At 59.3% G+C, this 20,545-nt stretch carries 20 protein-coding genes; 14 read left to right on the forward strand and 6 right to left on the reverse strand.

Going from position 1 to position 20,545, the window contains the following annotated elements; all coding sequences use genetic code 11:
* Window positions 1-13: 13 nt before the first annotated feature.
* The 5 genes from TRL7639_RS09085 to miaA form a co-directional block, all read right to left on the reverse strand.
* Window positions 14-1,228, reverse strand: coding sequence for an ABC transporter permease (locus TRL7639_RS09085; RefSeq protein ID WP_085795377.1), 1,215 nt, complete (start codon window positions 1,226-1,228; stop codon window positions 14-16).
* Between the two features lie 15 nt (window positions 1,229-1,243).
* Window positions 1,244-2,290, reverse strand: a complete 1,047-nt coding sequence (locus TRL7639_RS09090) for an ABC transporter permease (protein WP_085795378.1) — start codon at window positions 2,288-2,290, stop codon at window positions 1,244-1,246.
* A gap of 148 nt (window positions 2,291-2,438) precedes the next feature.
* Window positions 2,439-4,100 (reverse strand): ABC transporter substrate-binding protein, encoded by a 1,662-nt coding sequence (locus tag TRL7639_RS09095; RefSeq protein ID WP_085795379.1) that lies wholly within the window; start codon window positions 4,098-4,100, stop codon window positions 2,439-2,441.
* Window positions 4,101-4,325: 225 nt separating this feature from the next.
* Window positions 4,326-5,144, reverse strand: coding sequence for a helix-turn-helix transcriptional regulator (locus TRL7639_RS09100; protein WP_085795380.1), 819 nt, complete (start codon window positions 5,142-5,144; stop codon window positions 4,326-4,328).
* A gap of 130 nt (window positions 5,145-5,274) precedes the next feature.
* A complete protein-coding gene (miaA, locus tag TRL7639_RS09105) occupies window positions 5,275-6,144 on the reverse strand; it encodes a tRNA (adenosine(37)-N6)-dimethylallyltransferase MiaA (protein WP_085795381.1) in 870 nt (289 codons plus the stop codon).
* Between the two features lie 119 nt (window positions 6,145-6,263).
* Between miaA and pyrH the strand changes: the two genes are divergently transcribed.
* The 13 genes from pyrH (at window position 6,264) to TRL7639_RS09170 (ending at window position 18,848) form a co-directional block, all read left to right on the forward strand.
* On the forward strand, window positions 6,264-7,013 hold the full coding sequence (gene pyrH / locus TRL7639_RS09110; protein WP_085795382.1) for a UMP kinase: 750 nt from the start codon (window positions 6,264-6,266) through the stop codon (window positions 7,011-7,013).
* 48 nt (window positions 7,014-7,061) lie between these two features.
* On the forward strand, window positions 7,062-7,628 hold the full coding sequence (gene frr, locus TRL7639_RS09115) for a ribosome recycling factor (protein WP_085795383.1): 567 nt from the start codon (window positions 7,062-7,064) through the stop codon (window positions 7,626-7,628).
* 11 nt (window positions 7,629-7,639) lie between these two features.
* Window positions 7,640-8,371, forward strand: a complete 732-nt coding sequence (gene uppS / locus TRL7639_RS09120; protein WP_085795384.1) for an undecaprenyl pyrophosphate synthase — start codon at window positions 7,640-7,642, stop codon at window positions 8,369-8,371.
* Window positions 8,368-9,150: a phosphatidate cytidylyltransferase gene (locus TRL7639_RS09125; protein ID WP_085795385.1), complete on the forward strand. Its 783-nt coding sequence runs from the start codon at window positions 8,368-8,370 to the stop codon at window positions 9,148-9,150. The genes uppS and TRL7639_RS09125 overlap by 4 nt, the downstream gene beginning before the upstream one ends.
* Window positions 9,150-10,325, forward strand: a complete 1,176-nt coding sequence (gene dxr, locus TRL7639_RS09130) for a 1-deoxy-D-xylulose-5-phosphate reductoisomerase (RefSeq protein WP_085795386.1) — start codon at window positions 9,150-9,152, stop codon at window positions 10,323-10,325. Before TRL7639_RS09125 ends, dxr begins: the two co-directional genes overlap by 1 nt.
* 1 nt (window position 10,326) lies before the next feature.
* Entirely contained in the window at window positions 10,327-11,673 is a 1,347-nt protein-coding gene (gene rseP / locus TRL7639_RS09135; protein ID WP_085795387.1) for an RIP metalloprotease RseP, read from the forward strand.
* A 408-nt stretch (window positions 11,674-12,081) separates the two neighbouring features.
* On the forward strand, window positions 12,082-14,385 hold the full coding sequence (gene bamA / locus TRL7639_RS09140) for an outer membrane protein assembly factor BamA (protein ID WP_370808760.1): 2,304 nt from the start codon (window positions 12,082-12,084) through the stop codon (window positions 14,383-14,385).
* Between the two features lie 7 nt (window positions 14,386-14,392).
* On the forward strand, window positions 14,393-14,983 hold the full coding sequence (locus TRL7639_RS09145) for an OmpH/Skp family outer membrane protein (protein ID WP_085795389.1): 591 nt from the start codon (window positions 14,393-14,395) through the stop codon (window positions 14,981-14,983).
* 71 nt (window positions 14,984-15,054) lie between these two features.
* Window positions 15,055-15,519: a 3-hydroxyacyl-ACP dehydratase FabZ gene (gene fabZ / locus TRL7639_RS09150; RefSeq protein ID WP_085795390.1), complete on the forward strand. Its 465-nt coding sequence runs from the start codon at window positions 15,055-15,057 to the stop codon at window positions 15,517-15,519.
* Between the two features lie 3 nt (window positions 15,520-15,522).
* A complete protein-coding gene (gene lpxA / locus TRL7639_RS09155) occupies window positions 15,523-16,308 on the forward strand; it encodes an acyl-ACP--UDP-N-acetylglucosamine O-acyltransferase (protein ID WP_085795391.1) in 786 nt (261 codons plus the stop codon).
* Window positions 16,309-16,310: 2 nt separating this feature from the next.
* Entirely contained in the window at window positions 16,311-17,105 is a 795-nt protein-coding gene (locus tag TRL7639_RS09160; protein ID WP_085795392.1) for an LpxI family protein, read from the forward strand.
* A complete protein-coding gene (gene lpxB / locus TRL7639_RS09165; RefSeq protein WP_085795393.1) occupies window positions 17,105-18,265 on the forward strand; it encodes a lipid-A-disaccharide synthase in 1,161 nt (386 codons plus the stop codon). Before TRL7639_RS09160 ends, lpxB begins: the two co-directional genes overlap by 1 nt.
* A gap of 4 nt (window positions 18,266-18,269) precedes the next feature.
* Window positions 18,270-18,848 (forward strand): cadmium resistance transporter, encoded by a 579-nt coding sequence (locus TRL7639_RS09170; protein WP_085795394.1) that lies wholly within the window; start codon window positions 18,270-18,272, stop codon window positions 18,846-18,848.
* A gap of 142 nt (window positions 18,849-18,990) precedes the next feature.
* Here the strand turns inward: TRL7639_RS09170 and mnmA are convergent, their stop codons facing one another.
* Complete coding sequence (mnmA, locus tag TRL7639_RS09175; RefSeq protein ID WP_085795395.1) at window positions 18,991-20,136, reverse strand: tRNA 2-thiouridine(34) synthase MnmA; 1,146 nt, start codon at window positions 20,134-20,136, stop codon at window positions 18,991-18,993.
* 130 nt (window positions 20,137-20,266) lie between these two features.
* On the opposite strand from mnmA, the gene sciP reads away from it, so the two are divergent.
* A complete protein-coding gene (gene sciP / locus TRL7639_RS09180; RefSeq protein ID WP_085795396.1) occupies window positions 20,267-20,545 on the forward strand; it encodes a CtrA inhibitor SciP in 279 nt (92 codons plus the stop codon).

The following is a 20,545-nucleotide window of genomic DNA, read 5'->3' on the forward strand; positions in this document are numbered from 1 at the left end:
GGCCTCGATCACATCAGTCCTTCAGACTTTCTTCGCGCAGACCATCTGCCAGCAGGTTCAGACCCAGCACCAGGCTCAGCAGCGCCAAGGCGGGCGGCAGGGCAGGGTGCAGATAGATCGACAAGAGCTTGCGGCCCTCGTTGATGGTCGATCCCCAGTCGGGGCTTTCCGGCGGCAGGCCCAGGCCAAAGAAGCCCAAGGTCCCCAGAAGGATGGTGGTATAGCCGATGCGCAGGCAGAAATCGACGATCAGGGGCCCGCGTGCGTTGGGCAGGATCTCCCACAGCATGATGTACCATGGACCTTCGCCGCGCGTTTGCGCCGCCGCTACATAGTCGCGGGTTTTGATGTCCAGCGCCAGGCCGCGCACGATGCGGAACACCGTAGGCGAGTTGACGAAGACCACCGACACAAACACCACCAGAATGCCACCCGGAATGTCGAACGGGTCGAGCACCGAAGGCAGGCCTGGGATCGCCACGTCGCCATTGTTGACCACGTAACCGCTGGTCGAGATCAGCGCCAGATACAGCCAGATCGCAACACCCAAGACCCCGATCAGCAGCGGTGTGCGGAAGTTGGGGCGGGTGTAGTAGCGCGAGTTCAGCAGAACGCCGATGAACACGATCGGGAAGATGAACAGCACGGCGGCCATGTAGTTCGGCACACCGGTTGCCACGATCTCGGGCGTGACCAGCAGGTAGAACAACAAGATCACCGGGAAGGCCAGGATCAGGTTCGCGAGGAACGACAGGAAGGTGTCGAGACGCCCACCGTAGTAACCTGCGGGCAGGCCCAGGGTGATGCCGACCATAAAGGCAAAGAGCGTCGCTAGCGGTGCGATCTGCACCACGATCCAGGCCCCGCTGACCATGCGGCTGAAGACATCACGCGCGAGGTTGTCACCGCCCAGCAGATACCAGGCATACTCGCCATCTTCGGCACCACGTAGGGGTGTGCCCGGAACCTTGTTCTTCATGCCCGAAACTTGGCTAAGCGGGTCATGGGTCACGATCAGGTCCATGGCCCCAAAGATGCCGGTGAAGACCCAGAACATGACAAGGCCAAAGCCGATCATGCCAATAGGGCTGTCAAAGAGTTTGCCATAAAGGCCCAGGCGACGCTTGAACGCGACGGACAGGGCAAAGAGAAGGATCAGCGCGACCCAAACGGACGAGAACTGATACAGCACGCGTCCGATGATTTCCATTGTCGAAAGGGGTTCCATAAGTCTTTTTCTCCCTTACGAAATGCGGATGCGCGGGTTGAGGTAGACATAGCCGATGTCCGAGATGAGCTGCGTGAACAGCACCACAAAGACCGACACGACCGAGATCGCCAGCAGCAGCTGGATGTCATTGTTGCCCGCAGCCTGAACCAGTGCCCAGCCGAAGCCCTTGTAGTTGAACAGGGTCTCGACGATCACCACGCCGTTCAGCAGCCATGGGAACTGCAGCATGATGACGGTAAAGGGCGCGATCAGCGCGTTGCGCAGGGCGTGTTTCATCACGATGTTGGGGAACGATACCCCCTTAAGCCGCGCGGTTCGGATGTATTGCGCCGTCATGACCTCGGTCATCGAGGCTCGCGTCATCCGGGCGATATAGCCCATGCCATAAAGCGAAATGGTCAGCACCGGCAGGAAGAAGTTCTCGAATGTCGGATTGTCCATCGCCGAAGTCGCCGTGCCCTTGAACCATTTCAGGCCCACGGTGGACGAGGTGAAGATCGCGATGAAGATAACACCCGACACATATTCAGGTGTCGCCGTGGTTATGATCGAAAAGGTAGACAGCGACCGATCCAGAAAGGATCCCTCTCTCATCCCGGCCAGGACACCCACGATCAACGCCGAGGGGATCATCAGCACCAGAACCCAGAACATCAGGTAGCCGGTGTTGCCCAGGCGTTTGGACACGATTTTGCCCACATCGTCTTTGAAAACTGTGGATTGGCCCCATTCGCCCTGCAATACGCCACAGAATGTGGCGGTGTCTTCGGGGGCGACCCCGGGACGGACACAGTTTCCAACCACCTGGCCGTCAGCCAGTGTATTGGTGAACCCAGGCGCGACGCCCAGCCACTGGCCATATTTCACCAGCAATGGCTGTGAATAGCCCCGATTTTCCAGCCAGGCGGCGACTTGTTCGTCGCTCATGCGCTGGTTGCCTTGGGTCTTGGCGAGTTTTTCCAGGTTTGGATAAAGGTTGGTCAGAAAGAAGACCACGAAAGTAAGGCAAAGCGCTGTAAGCACCATGACGCCAAACCGTCGGAGTATGAACAGTCCCATGATGGCCCCTGTCGGTCAGGTCTATCCGCAGTACAGTTTTGGACCATTGTCTGGCCTCTGACACCGGTGCTTGGCACTCGGCTGTCTGCGGCTGGATAGGGGGGCCGAAGACCGGCCCCCCGATTGGGAGATTTTTCAGGCGGTCAGCTTAGGCTGCCCAACCGTATTTATAGAGGTGCATCTCGAACGAGACATGCATGTCAGTATTCACCAGACCCTCTTTCATGTGGCGATAGAGCGAACGCCAGTAAGGCTGAACAGTGACGCCCTCTTCCTGGATCATGGCCTGGCCTTTGGCCGACACTTCGCGGCGCTTGTCCGCGTCGGCAATCGCCAGTGCGTCCTGCAGCAGAGCATCGAACTCGGGGTTGGCCCAGCCGAACTCGTTCCACGCTTCGCCCGACTTATAGGCCAGCGCCCAGATTTGCACGCCCAGAGGACGGTGGTTCCAGTTGGTCGAGCTGTAGGGATACTTGGCCCAGTCGTTCCAGAAGGTGTTGCCCGGCAGAACGGTCCGCTTGACCTTGATGCCCGCGTCACGCAGCTGCGCGGCGACGGCGTCGGTCGTGTTGCGGCGCCAGTCGTCGTCGATCGACAGCAGCTCGTGCTCGAAATCGGCCATGCCGGCCTCTTCCATCAGCTTGCGTGCGCCTTCGGGGTCGACCTTTTGAGCGGGCAGTTCGGCATACTCGGGGTGGATCGGACCGACGTGGTGGTTTTCGGCGGGTGCGCCGCGGCCACCAAAGCCCAGCTCCAGACAAACCGAGTTGTCGACGGCCATCTGCAGCGCCTGACGAACGCGCTTGTCCGCATAGGGCTTCATGCCGTCCACTTCGGCCAACTGGTTCGGACGGATCACGATGGTGTTCATGGTTACAACTTCGGACTTGGCATAGCCCAGGCCGTCCATGACGTCGATGAACTCACCAACCGATTCATAGAGCATGTCGACTTCGTCGGATTCCAGCGCCGCCAGCCAGGCCGACGGGTCGGTGCCGTAGTCGATGAACTCGATCCGATCCAGCGGCGGACGGCCGTGGACAGCTTCGCCCCACCAGGTGTGGTTCTCGTTGCGGACCAGAACCGATTTCACGCCCACTTCGAGCTCGAGCATCGAGTAGGGGCCGGTGCCCACGTTGTTGAGTAGGTCATTTTCGCTGAAGCTTTTGTGAACGATGGCCGCCGGATAGTCGGCCATGCCCGGGATCAGCGAGATGTCGGATGCAGGCAGGTTCAGCTTGAGGGTGTGGCTGTCAACAACTTCGATGCCGCCTTCGATGGCCTGACCGGTCTCGGTGTCGACCAGCGTGGCGAAACGACCCGCCATCGAGTTGGTTTCCGAGCTCTTGTCGCACCAGCGCGCCACGTTAAAGGCCACGTCTTCGGCGGTAAAGTCGTCGCCGTTGTTCCACTTGACGCCTTTGCGGACGTTCAGGGTGTAGACGGTGGCGTCTTCGTTGACTTCCCAGCTTTCCAGCAGCATGCCTTCGAACGTACCGTCCGAGTTGTACTGTACCAGATATTCCAGCGCACCACGGCTGAAGTTGGCGATCTGCGACCAGTCATAGGTGCGCGGATCCTTCAGTGCGCGCACTTCCATCTGGATGCGCATGGTGCCGCCTTGCTTGGCTTCAGCTGCTGCCACAGGTGTGGGCAGGCCGATCATGCCATAGGCGGCGGCCGCGGTGACACCTAGGCCAGTAGCACGGGTCAGGAATTCACGGCGGTTCAATTCGCCTTTGTGATATTCCTGTGCGTGCATTTCTGCGGCCCAATGTACGGGTGCACCTGTGAGTGTTTTATGTGTCATCTAATTCTCCCTGTGACGCATTTTTGTTTTTGGAAGTTCACACCACGCGAACCGGCAAACGGCGCCGTTCTGCGTCGTGGATGTATCTGTTGTGGAAGTGACATTTCCCCATGCACGACATTCCGCACTAGATTTGGGGATACGTCAATGTTCTCTTTCGTCATTCCAGTGCAAAAAAACGACATTTCGATCGCAAAAAAACGACTTGCTTTCTATGAATGTTTTTCAATTGGACGCCGGGTCAATTTGGATCGACCGTCTTAGCTCTCTTGGAGACTGCCCGGTGTGTTGTTGTATGAACGTGGTGAAATATGCGGCACTTCCAAAGCCAAGATGGCGGGCGATGTCCTGCATTGGGACCTCTGTCGCTCCTAGTAATTGGTGTGCCGCATGCAGAATGCGACCGGTCAGCAAAGATGCGGCGGTTTCGCCGGTTTCCGCCTTGCATACGCGGGTCAAGTGGGTCGGCGTCACACCAAGAGATGCCGCGTGATCGGCCATGCTGCCGCCATCAGAAAAGGACCCGGTCAGTTGAGTGAAATACCTGCGAGAAAGACGTCGCGATGCAAGCTCGCGGCGGGATGTCGGTGTGGTTTCGATGTTGCGGCGCAACCAGATGCCCACCAGGCCGCAATAGGCAAGCATGGCGCTTTGTGACAAGGGGCGTTCGCTGGCTTGCTCTCGCAGGATGGCGTCAAACAAGCTGGTAAGTTCGGCCTGAATCGTCCCGTCCAGTATCCGCAGATGCAGCGGTGCTTCTGGCAAGGTCAGAGCGGTTCCCGGGGGGATCAGCAAAACGTTGCCCAGGGCCTGCCGCCCCAACGAAACCGCCATCAAATTGCGCGAGGGAACAAACATTGCGTTATGTGCCCCCAGGCCGACCTTTGCACCATCCAGCAACGCGGTGCCCTGGCCCCGTGTCAGCCAGATCAGTGCATGTTCCGAGCGGTCGTGTGGAAGCTCTAGCTGCCAGTGCCCGGCTTGGGTCATCTGCGCCAAGGACCGCAGACGGATCAGCGGCGACTCGATTGGATTAAATGCCATCAATTAGGTTGTTCGAAAAAGTGCCCCACTCGTTAACCACGAACTACAGCATGGAAAATCCGGGGAATCAATGATTTCGACCCGCGTCACTCAGTTCGATCACAACCGCGTGACCGATGGCGGAAGAACCCTAAGGGGTGATCCGAATCCAATCCTTCATCCGGGACCGGAACCAGGTCCGTTGACGCTTGGCAAACTGCCGGGTGGCGATTGTGGCCCGCCCGCGGGCCGTGTCGAGCGTCATGTCGCCTTCCAGATATGCCATCAACTCGGGCACTCCGATCGCCTTGCAGGACGGCAAAGCCGGATCATAACGGCCGCGCATGGCCTCAACCTCGTCCAGTGCGCCCATGTCCAGCATCAGGTCGAACCGCCGCGCGATGCGTTCGTTTAACCAGCCTTTCTCGACGTCGAAAACAACCGGCACCACCTGATCCAGGGGCAGAATCGGTGGCGGGGTGTCGTCTTGCCAATCCGCCAGCGGACGCCCCGTCGCGGTCAATACCTCCCACGCGCGCTGCACCCGCGCGCGATTGAGCGCGTCGATGCGTGATGTCGTTTCCGGATCAAGTTCAGCAAGCAACGCTTCGCGTGTCATCTGATCGGCCCTGTGGCGCACTTCGGGGGGCGTTGCGGGAATCGCGGCCATGCCCTGCGTGAGCGTATTGAAATAGAGACCGGTCCCCCCAACGATGATGGGCCGGTCAGGGCCGGTCAGGAAAGGCGTCACCTCACGCAACCAATGCCCGGCGGAATAGGTCGCATCAAAGGGGATGTGGCGATACAGGCGATGGGGCGCCTGGGCCTCTTCTTCTTCCGATGGGCAGGCGGTGATCACGCGCCAGCTGTCATAGATCTGGCTGGCATCAGCATTGATGATCACGCCCCCATGACGCGCAGCAATCTCGAGCGCGAGGGCGGATTTGCCCGAGGCCGTGGGGCCAGCGATCAGGATCGGTCGGGTGTCGGTGATTTCTGGCAGTTGGCTCAGCAGTGACATGTGTTTTTCCGATGACCCATGAAATTCCTGCCCTGTCCTGTCTCATGCCGCATTGAACCTGACGGCCTTTTCCTTCATTTTGCGCGGGAAATTAACCCCGTGTGAGCCCGGAGCGCAACATGACCTCATCCTCTTCATCCGAGAACGAGCAGACCGAAACAACCTATAAACGCGTGATGCTGAAAATATCGGGGGAGGCATTGATGGGGGACCAGGGCTTTGGCCTGCATCCACCCACCGTTCAGCGCATCGCGCAAGAAGTGAAAACCGTACACGATATGGGCGTCGAGATCTGCATGGTGATCGGCGGCGGCAACATTTTCCGCGGCCTCAGCGGGTCGGCCCAGGGGATGGAACGTACCACCGCTGATTACATGGGCATGCTGGCCACGGTGATGAACGCACTGGGGATGCAATCCGCTCTCGAAGAGCTTGGCGTGTTCACCCGTGTGATTTCGGCGATCCGTATGGACGAAGTTTGCGAGCCCTACATCCGTCGCCGCGCCGTGCGTCACCTGGAAAAGAAACGGGTCTGTATCTTTGCGGCTGGCACCGGCAACCCGTATTTTACCACCGACACCGCCGCCACGCTTCGCGCCAACGAAATGGCCTGCGAGGCGATCTTCATGGGCAAGAATGGCGTCGACGGCGTTTATGATAAAGACCCGGCGACAAATGACGATGCCGTGCGCTATGACGAGGTCAGCTATGACGACGTTCTGGCCAAGCGCCTCAAGGTCATGGACGCCTCGGCCATTGCACTGGCGCGCGACAACAATTTGCCGCTGATTGTCTTTGGACTGGACGAACCGGGTGGGTTCCGTGGCATTCTGGCGGGCAAGGGCACCTATACAAAGGTATCCGGCTAAGGCTATAGGCTTTGGCAACCGATAATCCTGTTAAGGGGAGTGGGCAGCATGTCTGACGAATTTATGCTTGATACAGATGACCTTGAGCGCCGCATGGAAGGCGCCATGGCCAATCTGAAAACCGAATTTGCGTCCTTGCGGACGGGCCGAGCCTCGGGCTCGATGCTGGAGCCGGTGATGGTCGATGCTTATGGCTCGATGACGCCGATCAACCAGGTGGGCACCGTTAACGTGCCGGAACCGCGCATGGTCACAATCAACGTTTGGGACAAGTCGTTGGTGGGCAAGGTCGAAAAGGCGATCCGCGAAAGCGGCCTGGGCATCAACCCGCAGCTCAACGGCACCATCATCATGCTGCCCATCCCCGAGCTGAACGAAGAACGTCGCCGCGAACTGACCAAAGTCGCCGGCAGCTACGCGGAAAACGCGCGGGTTTCTGTGCGCAACGTGCGCCGCGACGGGATGGACCAGATCAAGAAGGCCAAGTCCGACGGTGACGTGTCCGAGGATGACCAGAAATTCTGGGAAGCCGAGGTGCAGGAGCTGACCGACAAGATGATCAAGATGGTCGACGAAGCTCTGGAAACCAAGCAAGCCGAAATCATGCAGGTCTGAACGGTTCATTTATGCCCAAAGACCCACATTCCGACCTTCCCGCAGGTCCACGTCACGTTGCCATCATCATGGATGGCAACGGCCGTTGGGCCCAGGCGCGGGGACGTCCCCGTTTGTTCGGCCATCACGCCGGTGCCAAACGTGTCCGCGAAGTGGTCGAGGCTTGCCCCGACTACGGCGTGAAATATTTGACTATTTTTGCCTTTTCTACGGAAAATTGGAAACGAACACAGGTCGAAGTTGCCGGCCTGATGAGCCTGTTCCGGCGCTACATTACGAAAGAAGCGCGGGCGTTGGACGAAGAAGGTGTTCGGGTTCGCTTTATTGGCGACAGGCTGCGTCTGGATCCCAAGTTGATCAAGCTGATGGACAGTCTCGAAGAGCTGACTGAAAACAACGACAGGGTGCATCTGACCATCGCGCTGAATTATGGCGGCCGGGATGAGGTCGCCCGTGCGACCAAGCAGCTGGCGCAGGACGTGGCTGATGGCAAGCTGAACCCGGATGACGTAGATGAGGAAACGCTGCCCAAATATCTGGACACGCAGGTGTTGCCCGACCCGGATCTGGTCATCCGCACCAGCGGCGAGGCGCGTATATCGAACTTCCTGCTGTGGCAGTCGGCTTACTCAGAATACGAATTCATCGACACGCTGTGGCCGGATTTCACCGCCGAAGAGTTGGGGCGCCTGTGCCGTGGGTTTGGCAGTCGGGATCGCCGGTTCGGGGCTGTGAAGACATGAAAGATGGACGGTGGGCCGACCTGACGGCACGTGTAGGGTCGGCCATCGTTCTGGTCGCCATCGGCGCCATCGAAGTCTGGCTGGGCGGCTTGTGGTTTGAAAGCTTTATCGCAGCCGCGTGCGGGATCATGATCTGGGAACTGACCCGGATGATTGATCCGGACAAACCGCAGGTTGCCATTCAGCTGGGGATTCTAACGGCGGCGGCCGTCGTGCTCAGCTATCACATCCCGCCGCTATTTGTACTGCCTGTGCTGTTGGCACCTGCCTTGGTGGGCGTTGGACAAATCAGGTCACGCAGGGGGCTGTTTGCCATCTTCGCCATCTGGATCACCTGCGCAGGGCTGGGGTTCATTTCGATCCGCGAAAATATGGGCTTTGAATGGATGCTCTGGCTGATCGGTGTGGTCGTGGCCACAGACGTGGCCGGGTACTTTGCCGGCAAGGCCATTGGTGGACCCAAGTTCTGGCCCGCAGTCAGTCCCAAAAAGACCTGGTCCGGCACCGCCGGAGGCTGGATCGCGGCTGCTTTGGTCGGAGTGGCCTTTGCAGCCTATGGTGGCTATGGCGTTCGACTGGTTGTCATTTCGGTTCTGGCTTCGATGTTCTCGCAAGCGGGCGATGTGGCTGAAAGCGCGCTCAAGCGGCGGGTCGGGATCAAGGACAGCTCGAACCTGATTCCGGGGCATGGCGGGTTCCTGGATCGCTTTGACGGCATGATGGGCGCGGCCTTGTTTGTCTTGCTTGCAGGGCTACTTTACGCACCCGGAGATATGTGATGCGGAAAGTCTCGATTTTCGGGGCGACAGGATCCATCGGACAGAACACCGTCGATCTGATCGCCCGCGATCCCAACACCTATGACGTCGTGGCATTGACCGGGGGCGCGAATATTGCGCTCTTGGCCGAGGACGCAAAGCGGCTTAGGGCGGACATTGCAATCACCGCCTATGACGACCGTCTGGACGACCTGCGCGCGGCCTTGGCCGGAACCGGGATTGAGGCCGCAGCAGGGCAGGCAGCGCTGGTCGAGGCGGGCGCGCGGCCTGCCGATTGGGTCATGTCGGCCATTGTGGGCGCGGCGGGTCTGGCTCCGGGGCTTGAGGCGCTGAAACAAGGCGCCACGCTGGCGCTGGCCAACAAGGAAACGCTGGTATGTGCCGGGCAGCTGGTGCTGGACACCGCCCGGCAGCATGACGCGCGGTTGTTGCCCGTCGACAGCGAGCATTCGGCGATCTTTCAGGCGCTGGTGGGCGAAGATATGGCCAGCGTCGAACGGATCATAATCACCGCCAGCGGCGGTGCATTCCGCGACTGGCCGCTTGAGGCCTTGGAACATGCAAGCTTGGCTGAGGCATCCAATCACCCGAACTGGGACATGGGGCAACGGATCACCATCGACAGCGCATCGATGTTCAACAAGGCACTCGAAGTCATTGAAACGCGAGAGTTCTTTGGTGTCGATCCATCGCAGATCGAGGTCATCATTCACCCCGAATCCATGGTTCATTCACTGGTGGGCTTCCGCGATGGCGCCTTGATGGCCCATCTTGGTGCGCCTGATATGCGCCACGCCATCGGTTATGCGCTGCATTGGCCGGAACGCCGGGATCTGCCCGTCGCGCGACTGGACCTTGCACAGCTGGGTCAGCTGAACTTCAAAGCGCCCGAGGATGCCCGGTATCCGGCCCTGCGCCTGGCCTATGAGGTGATGGACCGGGGCGGGTTGTCGGGCGCAGTTTTCAATGCCGCCAAGGAACGCGCGCTGGATGCCTTTATTGCAGAGCGCATCGGTTTTCTGGATATGGCGTGCGTGGTTGAACAGGTATTGGACCGATTTGAGGCCAATCCGGGTCTTATTGATGCCCAAATGACCCTTGATAACGTGACCCAAACAGACCATCTGGCCCGTCTATGGGCCGACGAGGCAATGGCACAGCGAGCAGGTAGGTAACGTGGATATTCTTGGTTTGATCCCCCAATTCGGCGGCGCGATTTACACGATCGCGGCCTTTGTGCTGGCCTTGTCGGTTATCGTCTTTGTGCATGAATACGGCCACTACATCGTGGGCCGTTGGTCCGGTATTCACCCCGAGGTCTTCTCGCTTGGCTTTGGCCCGGTGATCTGGAGCCGGGTGGACAAGCGCGGGACCCGCTGGCAGGTCGCGCTGTTGCCCTTTGGCGGCTATGTCAAATTCATGGGCGACGCCAACGCCGCATCCGGCAAGGATGCCGAAGCGATGGAGGCAATCGAAGACCCCGAAACGCTGCGTCGCACCATGCACGGTGCGCCCCTCTGGGCGCGCTCGGCCACTGTGGCCGCTGGCCCGGTGTTCAACTTTATCATGTCGATTCTGGTTTTTGCGGCGATTTTCATGTTCCGCGGCGAGGCAACTGACCCGCTGACGGTTGGTGAACTCAAGGCATTGCCCAATACGGTGCAGGAATTGCGGGTTGGGGACCAGATCACAGCGATCAATGGGGTTGCTACACCCAGCTTTGATGAACCCGAAAAATGGGACGCTTTTGTCGAAGCGCTCGAGCCGCAACCGCAGTTGGACTATGGGATAACCCGCGACGGGCAGTCGCTGACGGTGACCGGCCCTTGGTTGTTTCCGCCCTATATTCAACAGGTCGCTCCACGCAGCGCGGCCTATGATATTGAGCTGAAGGCCGGTGACGTGATCACCGCGGTTGAGGGCGAGCCGATTTACGCCTTCTCGCAACTCAAGGACATCGTGGAAACCTCGGACGGCCGTGTCCTGCTGCTGGATGTATGGCGCGATGGCGCGATGCTGGAATTTGCGCTGGCTCCACGCCGCACGGATGAGCCGCAAGCCGAAGGCGGGTTCAAGACCCATTGGCGCATCGGCATCGTGGGCGGTATGGCGCTTGATCCTGCAACCCAGGCTGCCGGTCCCATCGACGCCTTGACGGGCGGGGTGGCGCAGACCCTGCGGATCATCGAAGGGTCGTTGTCTGGTGTCTGGCACATGATCACCGGCGCGATCAGCACCTGCAACATTTCGGGGCCCATCGGTATTGCCGAAACATCGGGAGCATTGGCCAGCCAGGGCGCACAAAGCTTTATTTGGTTCATTGCCGTGCTGTCGACTGCTGTGGGGTTGATCAATCTCTTTCCGGTGCCGGTTCTGGATGGCGGGCATCTGGTGTTCTACGCGTATGAGGCCGTTTCAGGCAAACCGCCAAGCGATCGGGCCCTGCGGATCTTGATGTCCATCGGCATCATGCTGGTGCTTTCCCTGATGGTGTTTTCTGTGGGTAACGACCTCTTCTGTTAAAGAGGAGGTCGCAAGGCCGCCGCAGAGGTGCCCAAGTCTTGCCACATTCGCCGGTTAATTTTCTGGGAAAGATGAACACCAGAGGATCGGGACCATGCAAACCCTGCAGCAATCGTATCGCGGATTGAGCCTATTGTTCGAACTGAACTGGGACCGGCTCTTGTATCTCGGCACCATCGCATTTGCGCTCATGCTCGGAGCGTACCTGGGAAGCCTTTGATTCTCATCAAATTGGTATGACACGAGACACGCGGTCCTCTGGGCCGCGTGTCTTTTTCTTGGTTTTGACATCGTGCCACAATCCGGCTAGTGAACTTCCCAAGTCTGCTAAAAATTCGGGTTGATAATAAGATGAATAATGGGAGAGACGTGGGAACATCCTGCGGTTGTCAGATTACAGGCTCCTACATGTTGTATCGGGTACTGTTTGTATTTTTCTTTGTCTTTGCAGCGGCCTTTGCGGTATTTCCGTCTCAGGCCACGGCCCAGAATTACACCTTCAATTCGGTTCAGGTTGAGGGCAATCAACGGATCGAAACGTCGACAATTGTCACCCGCGCGGGAATCGCGCGTGGACAGCGTGTCACGGCGGGGCAGTTGAACGACGCCTACAAGCGTATTCTTGACAGTGGCGTTTTTGAGACAGTCGAAATCATTCCGCGCGGCAGCACTCTGGTCATCAAGGTCACCGAGTATCCCACAATCAACAAGATCAATTTCGAAGGCAACCGCCGGATCAAGGACGAAAACCTGGTCGAGGCGGTAGGATCGGAATCACGCCGTGTGTTCACGCCCGAGCAGGCCGAACGCGACGCCCAGACCATCGCCGAGATCTACTCGGCGCAGGGTCGTGTGGCCGCCACTGTTGTGCCGCGCATCATTCGTCGCGATGGCAACCGTGTCGATCTGGTGTTTGAAATCAGCGAAGGCGACACCATCGAGATCGAGCGCGTTAGCTTTGTTGGCAACCGGGCCTATTCCGACCGTCGCCTGCGGCGCGTGCTCGAGACGAAACAGGCCGGTTTTCTGCGTGCCTTCATCCGCTCGGACACATTCATCGCCGACCGGATTGAATTCGACAAACAGGTTCTGCGCGATTTCTATCTGTCACGTGGTTACATCGACTTCCGCGTCAACAGCGCCAACGTCGAATTCACCCGCGAGCGTGATGCCTTTTTCCTGGTGATGGACGTGCAAGAGGGGCAGCAGTTCTCGTTCGGCAAGATCACGACCATAAGCGAGATTGCTGGCGTCAATGCCGCCGAATATCAGGACGCGCTCAAAGTCAAACCAGGTGTAATCTACTCGCCGTCGCTCATTGAAAACTCGATTGCGCGTCAGGAACGTCTTGGACTGCGCAATGGCGTCGATTTTCTACGGGTTGAGCCGCGCATCACCCGCAACGACCGTGACCTTACGCTGGATGTGGAATTTGCCTTGGTCAAAGGCCCCCGCATCTTTGTCGAGCGCATCGACATCGAAGGCAATACCACCACTTTGGACCGCGTGATTCGTCAGCAGTTCCGCTCGGTCGAGGGGGACCCGTTCAACCCGCGTGAGATCCGTGAAAGCGCCGAGCGTATTCGTGCACTTGGGTTTTTTGCTGAATCCAATGTGGAAACCCGCGAAGGGTCAACGCCAGACCGTGTATTTGTCGACGTCGACGTCGAAGAGCAGCCGACCGGCTCGCTCAGCCTGGGTGGTAGCTACTCGGTCAACGACGGCTTTGGTATCGCCATTGGCCTGAGCGAAAGGAACTTCCTTGGCCGTGGTCAGACGCTTGGGATTACCCTGTCGACCGCGCAGGACGCCGAGCAATATGTTCTGGGCTTTTCAGAGCCGCAGTTGTTGGGACGTGACCTGCGGTTCGATCTGGATCTGGGGATCTCGGAGCGGAATTCGAGCTTTGCGAACTACGACACGTCTCGTAAATTCTTCAACCCTGGCCTGACGTTCCGGACAGGCGAGCTGTCGACCCTGCAGGTGCGTTACCGTTGGGAGGCCAGCGAGATGTTGGCGCGTTCCAACACAACGACCGGGTCGGTGATTACGTCGGAAATTGCGCAGGGCGAGCGCGCGTCCAGCATTTTTGGTGCAACCTATGTCTATGACAGCCGACTTGGGGGGCTGAACCCCAATGCTGGCATTCGCTTTGAGTTGGGGCTGGATGCTGCTGGCGTGGGCGGTGACAACAAATACTTCAAGACGTCGGCCAAAACCATCGCGCAAACACGTGTTTGGCATGAAGAAGTGACATTGCGTGCCTCGCTGGAACTGGGTGCGTTCAACTGGCAGGGCAGCGGGTCAAGCCGGACCATCGACCGCTTTATCTTTGGCCCAGACGTGTTTCGTGGTTTTGAGCCCGCAGGTATCGGTCCGCGTGATTTGTCCGGCGGTCAGGACGACGCTTTGGGTGGCAACTACTATGCGGTGGCCCGGCTTGAGGCCGAATTCCCGCTGGGTCTGCCCGAAGAGCTGGGTATCCGTGGTGGCGTTTTCTACGACGTTGGTAACCTGTGGGACCTGTCGAACGTGAACACCGCAGGTGGCACGATCGTGGGCGAGGGTGGCTCGTTCCGTCACGTCATCGGCTTCTCGGTCCTGTGGACCACCGCCTTTGGTCCGCTGCGGTTCAACTTCTCGAAGGCCCTGAAGAAAGAGACCTTTGACAAAGAACAGAGCTTTGACCTGACCATTCAGGCCCGGTTCTGAGACGAGAATGAAGCGGATTTTCGCTTTCGCAAACGCACAGGGTCTTTTTCTGGCCCTGTGTTTTGTGTTTTGGGGCCTGGGGGCAGCACAAACGGGGCAGGCCCAACAACTTGGTGTTGCGCAAAGTCAGGTCCTGACGATCTCGATCGAGGCGCTGTTTGCCAGGTCGCAGTTCGGTCAGCGCGTTGCCAACGAGATCGATGCCGAAAGCGCTGTGCTCGCCGCCGAAAATCGGCGCATCGAAGGCGAGCTCGAGCAGGAAGAGCAGGAATTGACCGAGCGGCGCAATACGATTGATGCCGACTCGTTCCGCGTTTTGGCAGATGCTTTTGATCAAAAAGTCCAAAGCCATCGCGCCACGCAGAAACGCAAGTACGAAGCGCTTAATCAAAAAGGCGATATTGCCCGGGCCGAGTTCTTGCAGGTGATTGTGCCCATCCTTGAGGATCTGCGCCGCGAGGCGGGAGCCGCAGTGCTGATTGAGCAATCCACTGTAATTCTGGCAGACCCAACTGCGGACATCACCGAGATTGCAATTTCGCGGGTTGATGTGGCCTTGGGCGACGGGAGCCGGATCGCACCCGAAGCCAAGCAATAGCAAAGCTTGCCCTAACAGGCTGGGGTTGTTAGTCAAATATCAACAAAAAGTTAAGACAGGACACCTGCGTCATGACCACTGAAACTCAGAGCGCCGACATCCAGCTGATCCAGCGCATTCTTCCGCACCGCTATCCGTTTCTGCTGGTTGACCGGGTCGAAGACATTGATGGCTTCACATCAGCGCGCGGCATCAAGAACGTGACCATGAACGAGCCGCATTTCCAGGGCCACTTTCCGGGCACGCCGATCATGCCGGGTGTGACGATCGTTGAGGCGATGGCGCAGACCGCAGGTGTGATGCTGGGCGTAGGCATGGACATGATCGACACCGAGCTGCTGATCTATTTCATGAACATCGAAAAGTGCAAATTCCGCCGCAAGGTGGTGCCGGGTGATGTTCTGGAAATGCACGTGTCGACCGTGCGCGGCAAGCCAGGCGGCAAGATCTTCAAGTTCCACGGCAAGGCAGTTGTTGGCGACGAGGTTGCGGCCGAGGCCGAATTTACCGCCATGATTGACCGGCAAGAGGGCTGAGGCATGGCCCAGATACACCCTAGCGCGGTGATTGAAGAGGGCGCACAATTGGGCGCTGATTGTATTGTCGGTCCGTTCTGTGTCATCGGCCCCAACGTGCGTCTTGGCGATAGGGTCGAGCTGAAATCGCATGTGGTTGTGACCGGCGATACCGAGATCGGCGACGACACGACCATCTTCTCTTTTTCGGTGATCGGTGAAATCCCGCAGGACCTGAAGTTCAAGGGCGAGAAATGCGCACTGGTGATCGGTAGACGCAACCGCATCCGAGAACATGTCACAATGAACCCCGGTACCGAAGGGGGGGGTGGCCTGACCAAGGTGGGCGACGACAACCTGTTCATGGCGGGCTGCCACATTGCTCATGATGTGCAGATCGGCAACCACGTGATCGTGGTGAATTCGGCCGCTGTCGCCGGTCACTGCATCATCGAGGACAACGTGATCATCGGTGGTCTGTCGGGCGTGCATCAATTCGTACGCATCGGCAAGGGCGCGATCATTGGCGCCGTGACCATGGTGACCAACGATGTGATCCCATACGGTCTTGTACAGGCCCCGCGGGGCGAGTTGCATGGGTTGAACCTGGTTGGTTTGAAACGCCGGGGCGTGCCGCGCGCCGACATCACTGCGCTCAGAGCCGCGTTCCAGATGATGGCGCAGGGTGAAGGCACGTTTCAGAACCGTATCCAACGCATGAGCGATGAGTTCGACAGCGAATACGTGCAAGAGATCGTGAATTTCGTGGTGGGCGATACCGACCGGTCCTTCCTGACACCGGGGAACTGAACATGCTGGCTTTGATTGCAGGCGGCGGAGGTCTTCCGACCGATTTGGTGGCACGTCTCGAAGAGCGTCCCGTGATCTGCGGGCTCGAAGGGTTCGAACCCGACACGCTTGAGGTGGATCTGCCGTTCCGCCTGGAAACGCTGGGTTCGCTGCTGGTTGCGATGAAAGAGCGTGGCGTGACCCGGATCTGCATGGCCGGATCCGTTGGGCGCCCGGCGGTTGATCCTGCGCGAATTGATGCGGCCACCCTGCCGCTGATCCCGATCCTGCAGCAGGCTTTGGTCTCTGGCGACGACGGGGCCTTGCGCGCCGTGATCAGCATTTTTGAGCAAGCCGGACTAGAGGTTCTGGCCGCGCATGACTTGGCGCCCGATCTGTTGCCACGGGTTGGTGTGCTGACCGAGGCGCAACCGTCAGAGATCGACGAGAAAGACGCAGATCGCGGCGTCGGCATCGTCCGCGCCATGGCGGCCACCGACATTGGCCAGGCCTGCGTCGTGCTCAGGGGGCAGGCGCTGGCGATCGAAGGCGTCTTTGGCACCAATTGGATGCTGCAATCGCTCACCCAACGCCCTGACGCGGGCGGCGGTGTGATGATCAAGCTGCCCAAACCGGGCCAGGATCGTCGGGTTGACCTGCCCACCATCGGGCCGGACACGGTTACTGCTGCGGTGGCAGCGGGACTGGCTGGGATTGTCATCGAAAAAGGCGGCGTCATGGTTCTGGATCGCGAGGCCGTGGTGGCGGAATGCAACCGATTGGGCCTGTTCCTGTGGGTGCGGGAGCGCGCGTCCTGATGCGCGTCTTTGTCCTTGCCGGTGAACCCTCGGGCGACCGGCTGGGCGGCGCTCTGATGGCCGGTCTGCGACACCTGCGTCCCGAAGTCGAGTTTCACGGCATCGGCGGTCCGCTGATGGAAGCGCAAGGCCTGCAAAGCCAGTTTCCGATGCAGGAACTCAGCGTCATGGGCCTGACCGAGGTTCTGCCCAAATACTTTCACCTCAAACGTCGTATCGCCGAGACGGCCCAGGCCATTCTGGACCTGAAACCGGATGTGGTGATCACCATCGACAGCCCCGATTTCAGCCTGCGGGTGGCCAAGCTGGTGAAAGAGGCCAGTGACATCCGCACCGTGCACTATGTGGCCCCCAGTGTCTGGGCCTGGCGCCCTAGGCGGGCCGACAAGATGGCAAAGGTCATCGATCACGTACTCGCCCTTTTGCCGTTCGAGCCGCCCTATATGGAACGCGCAGGGATGGAGTGCGATTTCGTCGGCCATCCGGTGGTGGGCGAGCCGCAGGCCACGGAGGCAGACATTGCGCAGCTGCGCGCTGAACACGGGCTTGGGGACGCGGCAGTGTTGTTGGCTTTGCCGGGATCACGCCGCAGCGAGGTCGAGCGGTTGGCGGATGTCTTTGGTGCCGCTTTGCAAGATTTCCTGAGCCGGAACCCGGATCTGCGTGTTGTCATCCCAACTGCGCCACATGTGGCCGAGCTGGTGCGTCAGAAAACAGCCCATTGGCCAGGACAGCCGGTGGTGCTGTCCTCGGACAAGCAGGATGCCGATGCTGCGGCGACGCAGAAGCGCGCAGCTTTTGCCACGGCAGACCTGGCTCTGGCGGCGTCCGGCACGGTGTCGCTGGAACTGGCCGCCGCGCAAACGCCGATGGTGATCGCCTACAAATTCAGTTGGCTCACCTACAAGATCATGGAAAGCATGGCACTGATCGACACCGTGACCCTGGTCAATCTGGTCAGCGACACCCGAGTGATCCCTGAATGCCTTGGTCCAGCTTGTTTGCCCCGCAATATTGCGGGGGCTTTGTCGGATGTGCGTGCCAACCCTCAGGCGCAGACAGAGGCCATGCGGGTGACGATGGAGCGTCTGGGGCAGGGCGGCGAGCAGCCGGGCCTGCGTGCTGCTCGGGCTGTGCTGAGCCGACTGCCAGAGAGTTGACGCGATGGAGCTGATCGCTTTTGGCGTCTCGGCCGCCGTTGCCCAGCTATTGACCAACATTGACAACCTTGCCGCGCTTTTGGCCCTGTCGCTGGTGGTGGGTAAATGGCGCGCCATCGCAGGTTACACCGCCGCGCAAGCAGTGATTTTGACCCTTGCCATGGTGGTTGCCGTGGGATCCGATCAACTGGTTCCGAGCAATGTGGGCCTGCTGGGCCTGATCCCGGTGGGATTGGGGCTGCGTGGGCTTTGGCAGCAGTTTCGCCGTGACGACGGAGGGCACACCGAGACCTTTTCGCGCGGCAGTTCGTTCCTGATGACAAGCCTGCTGTTTCTCAGCCTGTCGATGGACAGCTTCGCTGTCATGGCGCCAGTGCTGGCCGATTCTGCGCCGCTCTTCCGGATTGCGGCTCTAATCAGTGCGATTGTGGCGGTTCTGGCCCTTGGGGCGATTGGGTTGGTCTTTGCGGTTACTGCACGAGCGACAGGCCCGTGGACACAACGGTTTGAGCGCCTGGCGCCGTTTGTGATGATTGCCGCCGGGATATATGTGCTGCTCGACAGCGGCACCGACCTACTGTGAGGTACCTGGGTGGTACAGGGAAACAAGCCCTCCCGCCCATCGTCGATGCCCCTTGCGGGACATCTCCTTAGGTTGGGCCGGGCGCCTCGCCTGTCGGCTCGGCGCGGCACCGCAGAACGCAGGCGGTACAGCCTGTCGACGCCTAGTAACCGCGCCAGATCCAGCCGCCGCCAAAGATGCGGCTGCCGTCGGTTTCGTAGAACACACAGGCCTGACCCGGTGACACGCCTTCCTCGGGGCTCAGCAGTTCGACCTCGGCTGTGGTGTCGCTGAGCGGACGGATGATCGCCTCGCGCGGGGGGCGGGTCGAGCGGACCTTGACTGAGACATGCCATTCCGTCTGCGAGGTGAACGGCTCATCCCCCAGCCAGTTGATTTCGCGCACGGGGATGGTGCGGGTCGATAGGAGCGCTTTGGGGCCGACGACGACCTGCTTGGTGTCCACGTCCAGTTTCACCACATAAAGCGGCTCGCTGAGGCCGCCGATGCCCAGACCCCGGCGTTGACCGATGGTGTAGTGGATGACCCCGTTGTGCTCGCCCAGAACGCGGCCATCCGCATGAACGATCTGACCGGGTTCCGCCGCGCCGGGGCGCAGTTTCTCGATCACGCTGGCGTAGTTGCCGTTGGGCACAAAGCAGATGTCCTGACTGTCGGGTTTGTCCGCGACCGACAGACCATATTGTGCCGCCATCTCGCGGGTGGCATCCTTGGAGGGCAGGTGGCCCAGAGGGAAGCGCAAGTAATCCAGCTGTTCCGGCGTGGTCGAGAACAGGAAATACGACTGATCGCGGTTGGCATCCTCGGCCGAATGCAGCTCAGGCCCGTTTTCACCCATCATGCGCTGGATGTAGTGGCCGGTCGCCATGCAATCGGCCTCAAGATCCTTGGCGGTTTCCAGCAGATCCTTGAACTTTACCCGTTCGTTGCAGCGAATGCAGGGCACCGGGGTGGCACCTGCCAGATAGCTGTCGGCGAACTCGTCGATCACCGCTTCCTGGAAGATGTTTTCGTAATCCAGCACGTAGTGGGGAAAGCCGCGTTCCTCGGCCACGCGGCGCGCATCATGGATGTCGATGCCCGCACAGCAGGCGCCTTTCTTGGCCAGGGCGGCGCCATGATCATAAAGCTGCAACGTCACGCCCACGACGTCATAGCCCTGATCGGACAGGTACGCGGCCACGACCGAGCTGTCGACACCCCCAGACATGGCCACAACGACCCGCGTTTCCGACGGGGGTTTCGCAAATCCAAGCGAGTTCAGCGGTGCATCTGTGTCCAGCGCCATGGGGCGGCTCCTGTTTAAACGGGGAAAGACCAGCGGAATATAAGAAAATCCTACATACTCTCAAGAGGCGGTTTCACCACCCGTTAAGTAGGCTGATCCAGAGTCTGGGTGTCAGTAAAAGGGATAGGTGATGTTTTTGCGAAAAGTGGAAGGGCCAAGATCAGTAACTCTGCCGGATGGATCCATCATGACACGGGCCGATTTACCGCCGCCTGAGACACAACGATGGGTTGCGTCACGGAAAGTCGCGGTGGTGCGTGGGGTGCTGTACGGGTTGATCACTCTGCCGGATGCGATGAAGCTCTATGGGCTGAGTGAAGAGGAATTTAGCAGCTGGGTGTCAGCAGTTGCAGACCATGGTGCAGATGCGTTGAAAGTGACCGCTTTGAAAAAATATAGACAACTTTAA

The sequence above is a fragment of the Falsiruegeria litorea R37 genome, assembly GCF_900172225.1.
In the GTDB taxonomy this organism is placed as follows: domain Bacteria; phylum Pseudomonadota; class Alphaproteobacteria; order Rhodobacterales; family Rhodobacteraceae; genus Falsiruegeria; species Falsiruegeria litorea.

Excerpts from the sequence above, each read along its gene's own strand:
- TRL7639_RS09095 (WP_085795379.1), bottom strand. The coding sequence starts at position 4,100 with ATGACACATAAAACACTCACAGGTGCACCCGTACATTGGGCCGCAGAA.
- uppS (WP_085795384.1), top strand. The coding sequence starts at position 7,640 with ATGCCCAAAGACCCACATTCCGACCTTCCCGCAGGTCCACGTCACGTT.
- lpxB (WP_085795393.1), top strand. The coding sequence starts at position 17,105 with ATGCGCGTCTTTGTCCTTGCCGGTGAACCCTCGGGCGACCGGCTGGGC.
- sciP (WP_085795396.1), top strand. The coding sequence starts at position 20,267 with ATGTTTTTGCGAAAAGTGGAAGGGCCAAGATCAGTAACTCTGCCGGAT.
- TRL7639_RS09145 (WP_085795389.1), top strand. The coding sequence starts at position 14,393 with ATGAAGCGGATTTTCGCTTTCGCAAACGCACAGGGTCTTTTTCTGGCC.
- TRL7639_RS09085 (WP_085795377.1), bottom strand. The coding sequence starts at position 1,228 with ATGGAACCCCTTTCGACAATGGAAATCATCGGACGCGTGCTGTATCAG.
- miaA (WP_085795381.1), bottom strand. The coding sequence starts at position 6,144 with ATGTCACTGCTGAGCCAACTGCCAGAAATCACCGACACCCGACCGATC.
- pyrH (WP_085795382.1), top strand. The coding sequence starts at position 6,264 with ATGACCTCATCCTCTTCATCCGAGAACGAGCAGACCGAAACAACCTAT.
- mnmA (WP_085795395.1), bottom strand. The coding sequence starts at position 20,136 with ATGGCGCTGGACACAGATGCACCGCTGAACTCGCTTGGATTTGCGAAA.
- TRL7639_RS09125 (WP_085795385.1), top strand. The coding sequence starts at position 8,368 with ATGAAAGATGGACGGTGGGCCGACCTGACGGCACGTGTAGGGTCGGCC.
- fabZ (WP_085795390.1), top strand. The coding sequence starts at position 15,055 with ATGACCACTGAAACTCAGAGCGCCGACATCCAGCTGATCCAGCGCATT.
- lpxA (WP_085795391.1), top strand. The coding sequence starts at position 15,523 with ATGGCCCAGATACACCCTAGCGCGGTGATTGAAGAGGGCGCACAATTG.
- TRL7639_RS09090 (WP_085795378.1), bottom strand. The coding sequence starts at position 2,290 with ATGGGACTGTTCATACTCCGACGGTTTGGCGTCATGGTGCTTACAGCG.
- dxr (WP_085795386.1), top strand. The coding sequence starts at position 9,150 with ATGCGGAAAGTCTCGATTTTCGGGGCGACAGGATCCATCGGACAGAAC.
- frr (WP_085795383.1), top strand. The coding sequence starts at position 7,062 with ATGTCTGACGAATTTATGCTTGATACAGATGACCTTGAGCGCCGCATG.
- TRL7639_RS09170 (WP_085795394.1), top strand. The coding sequence starts at position 18,270 with ATGGAGCTGATCGCTTTTGGCGTCTCGGCCGCCGTTGCCCAGCTATTG.
- bamA (WP_370808760.1), top strand. The coding sequence starts at position 12,082 with ATGTTGTATCGGGTACTGTTTGTATTTTTCTTTGTCTTTGCAGCGGCC.
- TRL7639_RS09160 (WP_085795392.1), top strand. The coding sequence starts at position 16,311 with ATGCTGGCTTTGATTGCAGGCGGCGGAGGTCTTCCGACCGATTTGGTG.
- TRL7639_RS09100 (WP_085795380.1), bottom strand. The coding sequence starts at position 5,144 with ATGGCATTTAATCCAATCGAGTCGCCGCTGATCCGTCTGCGGTCCTTG.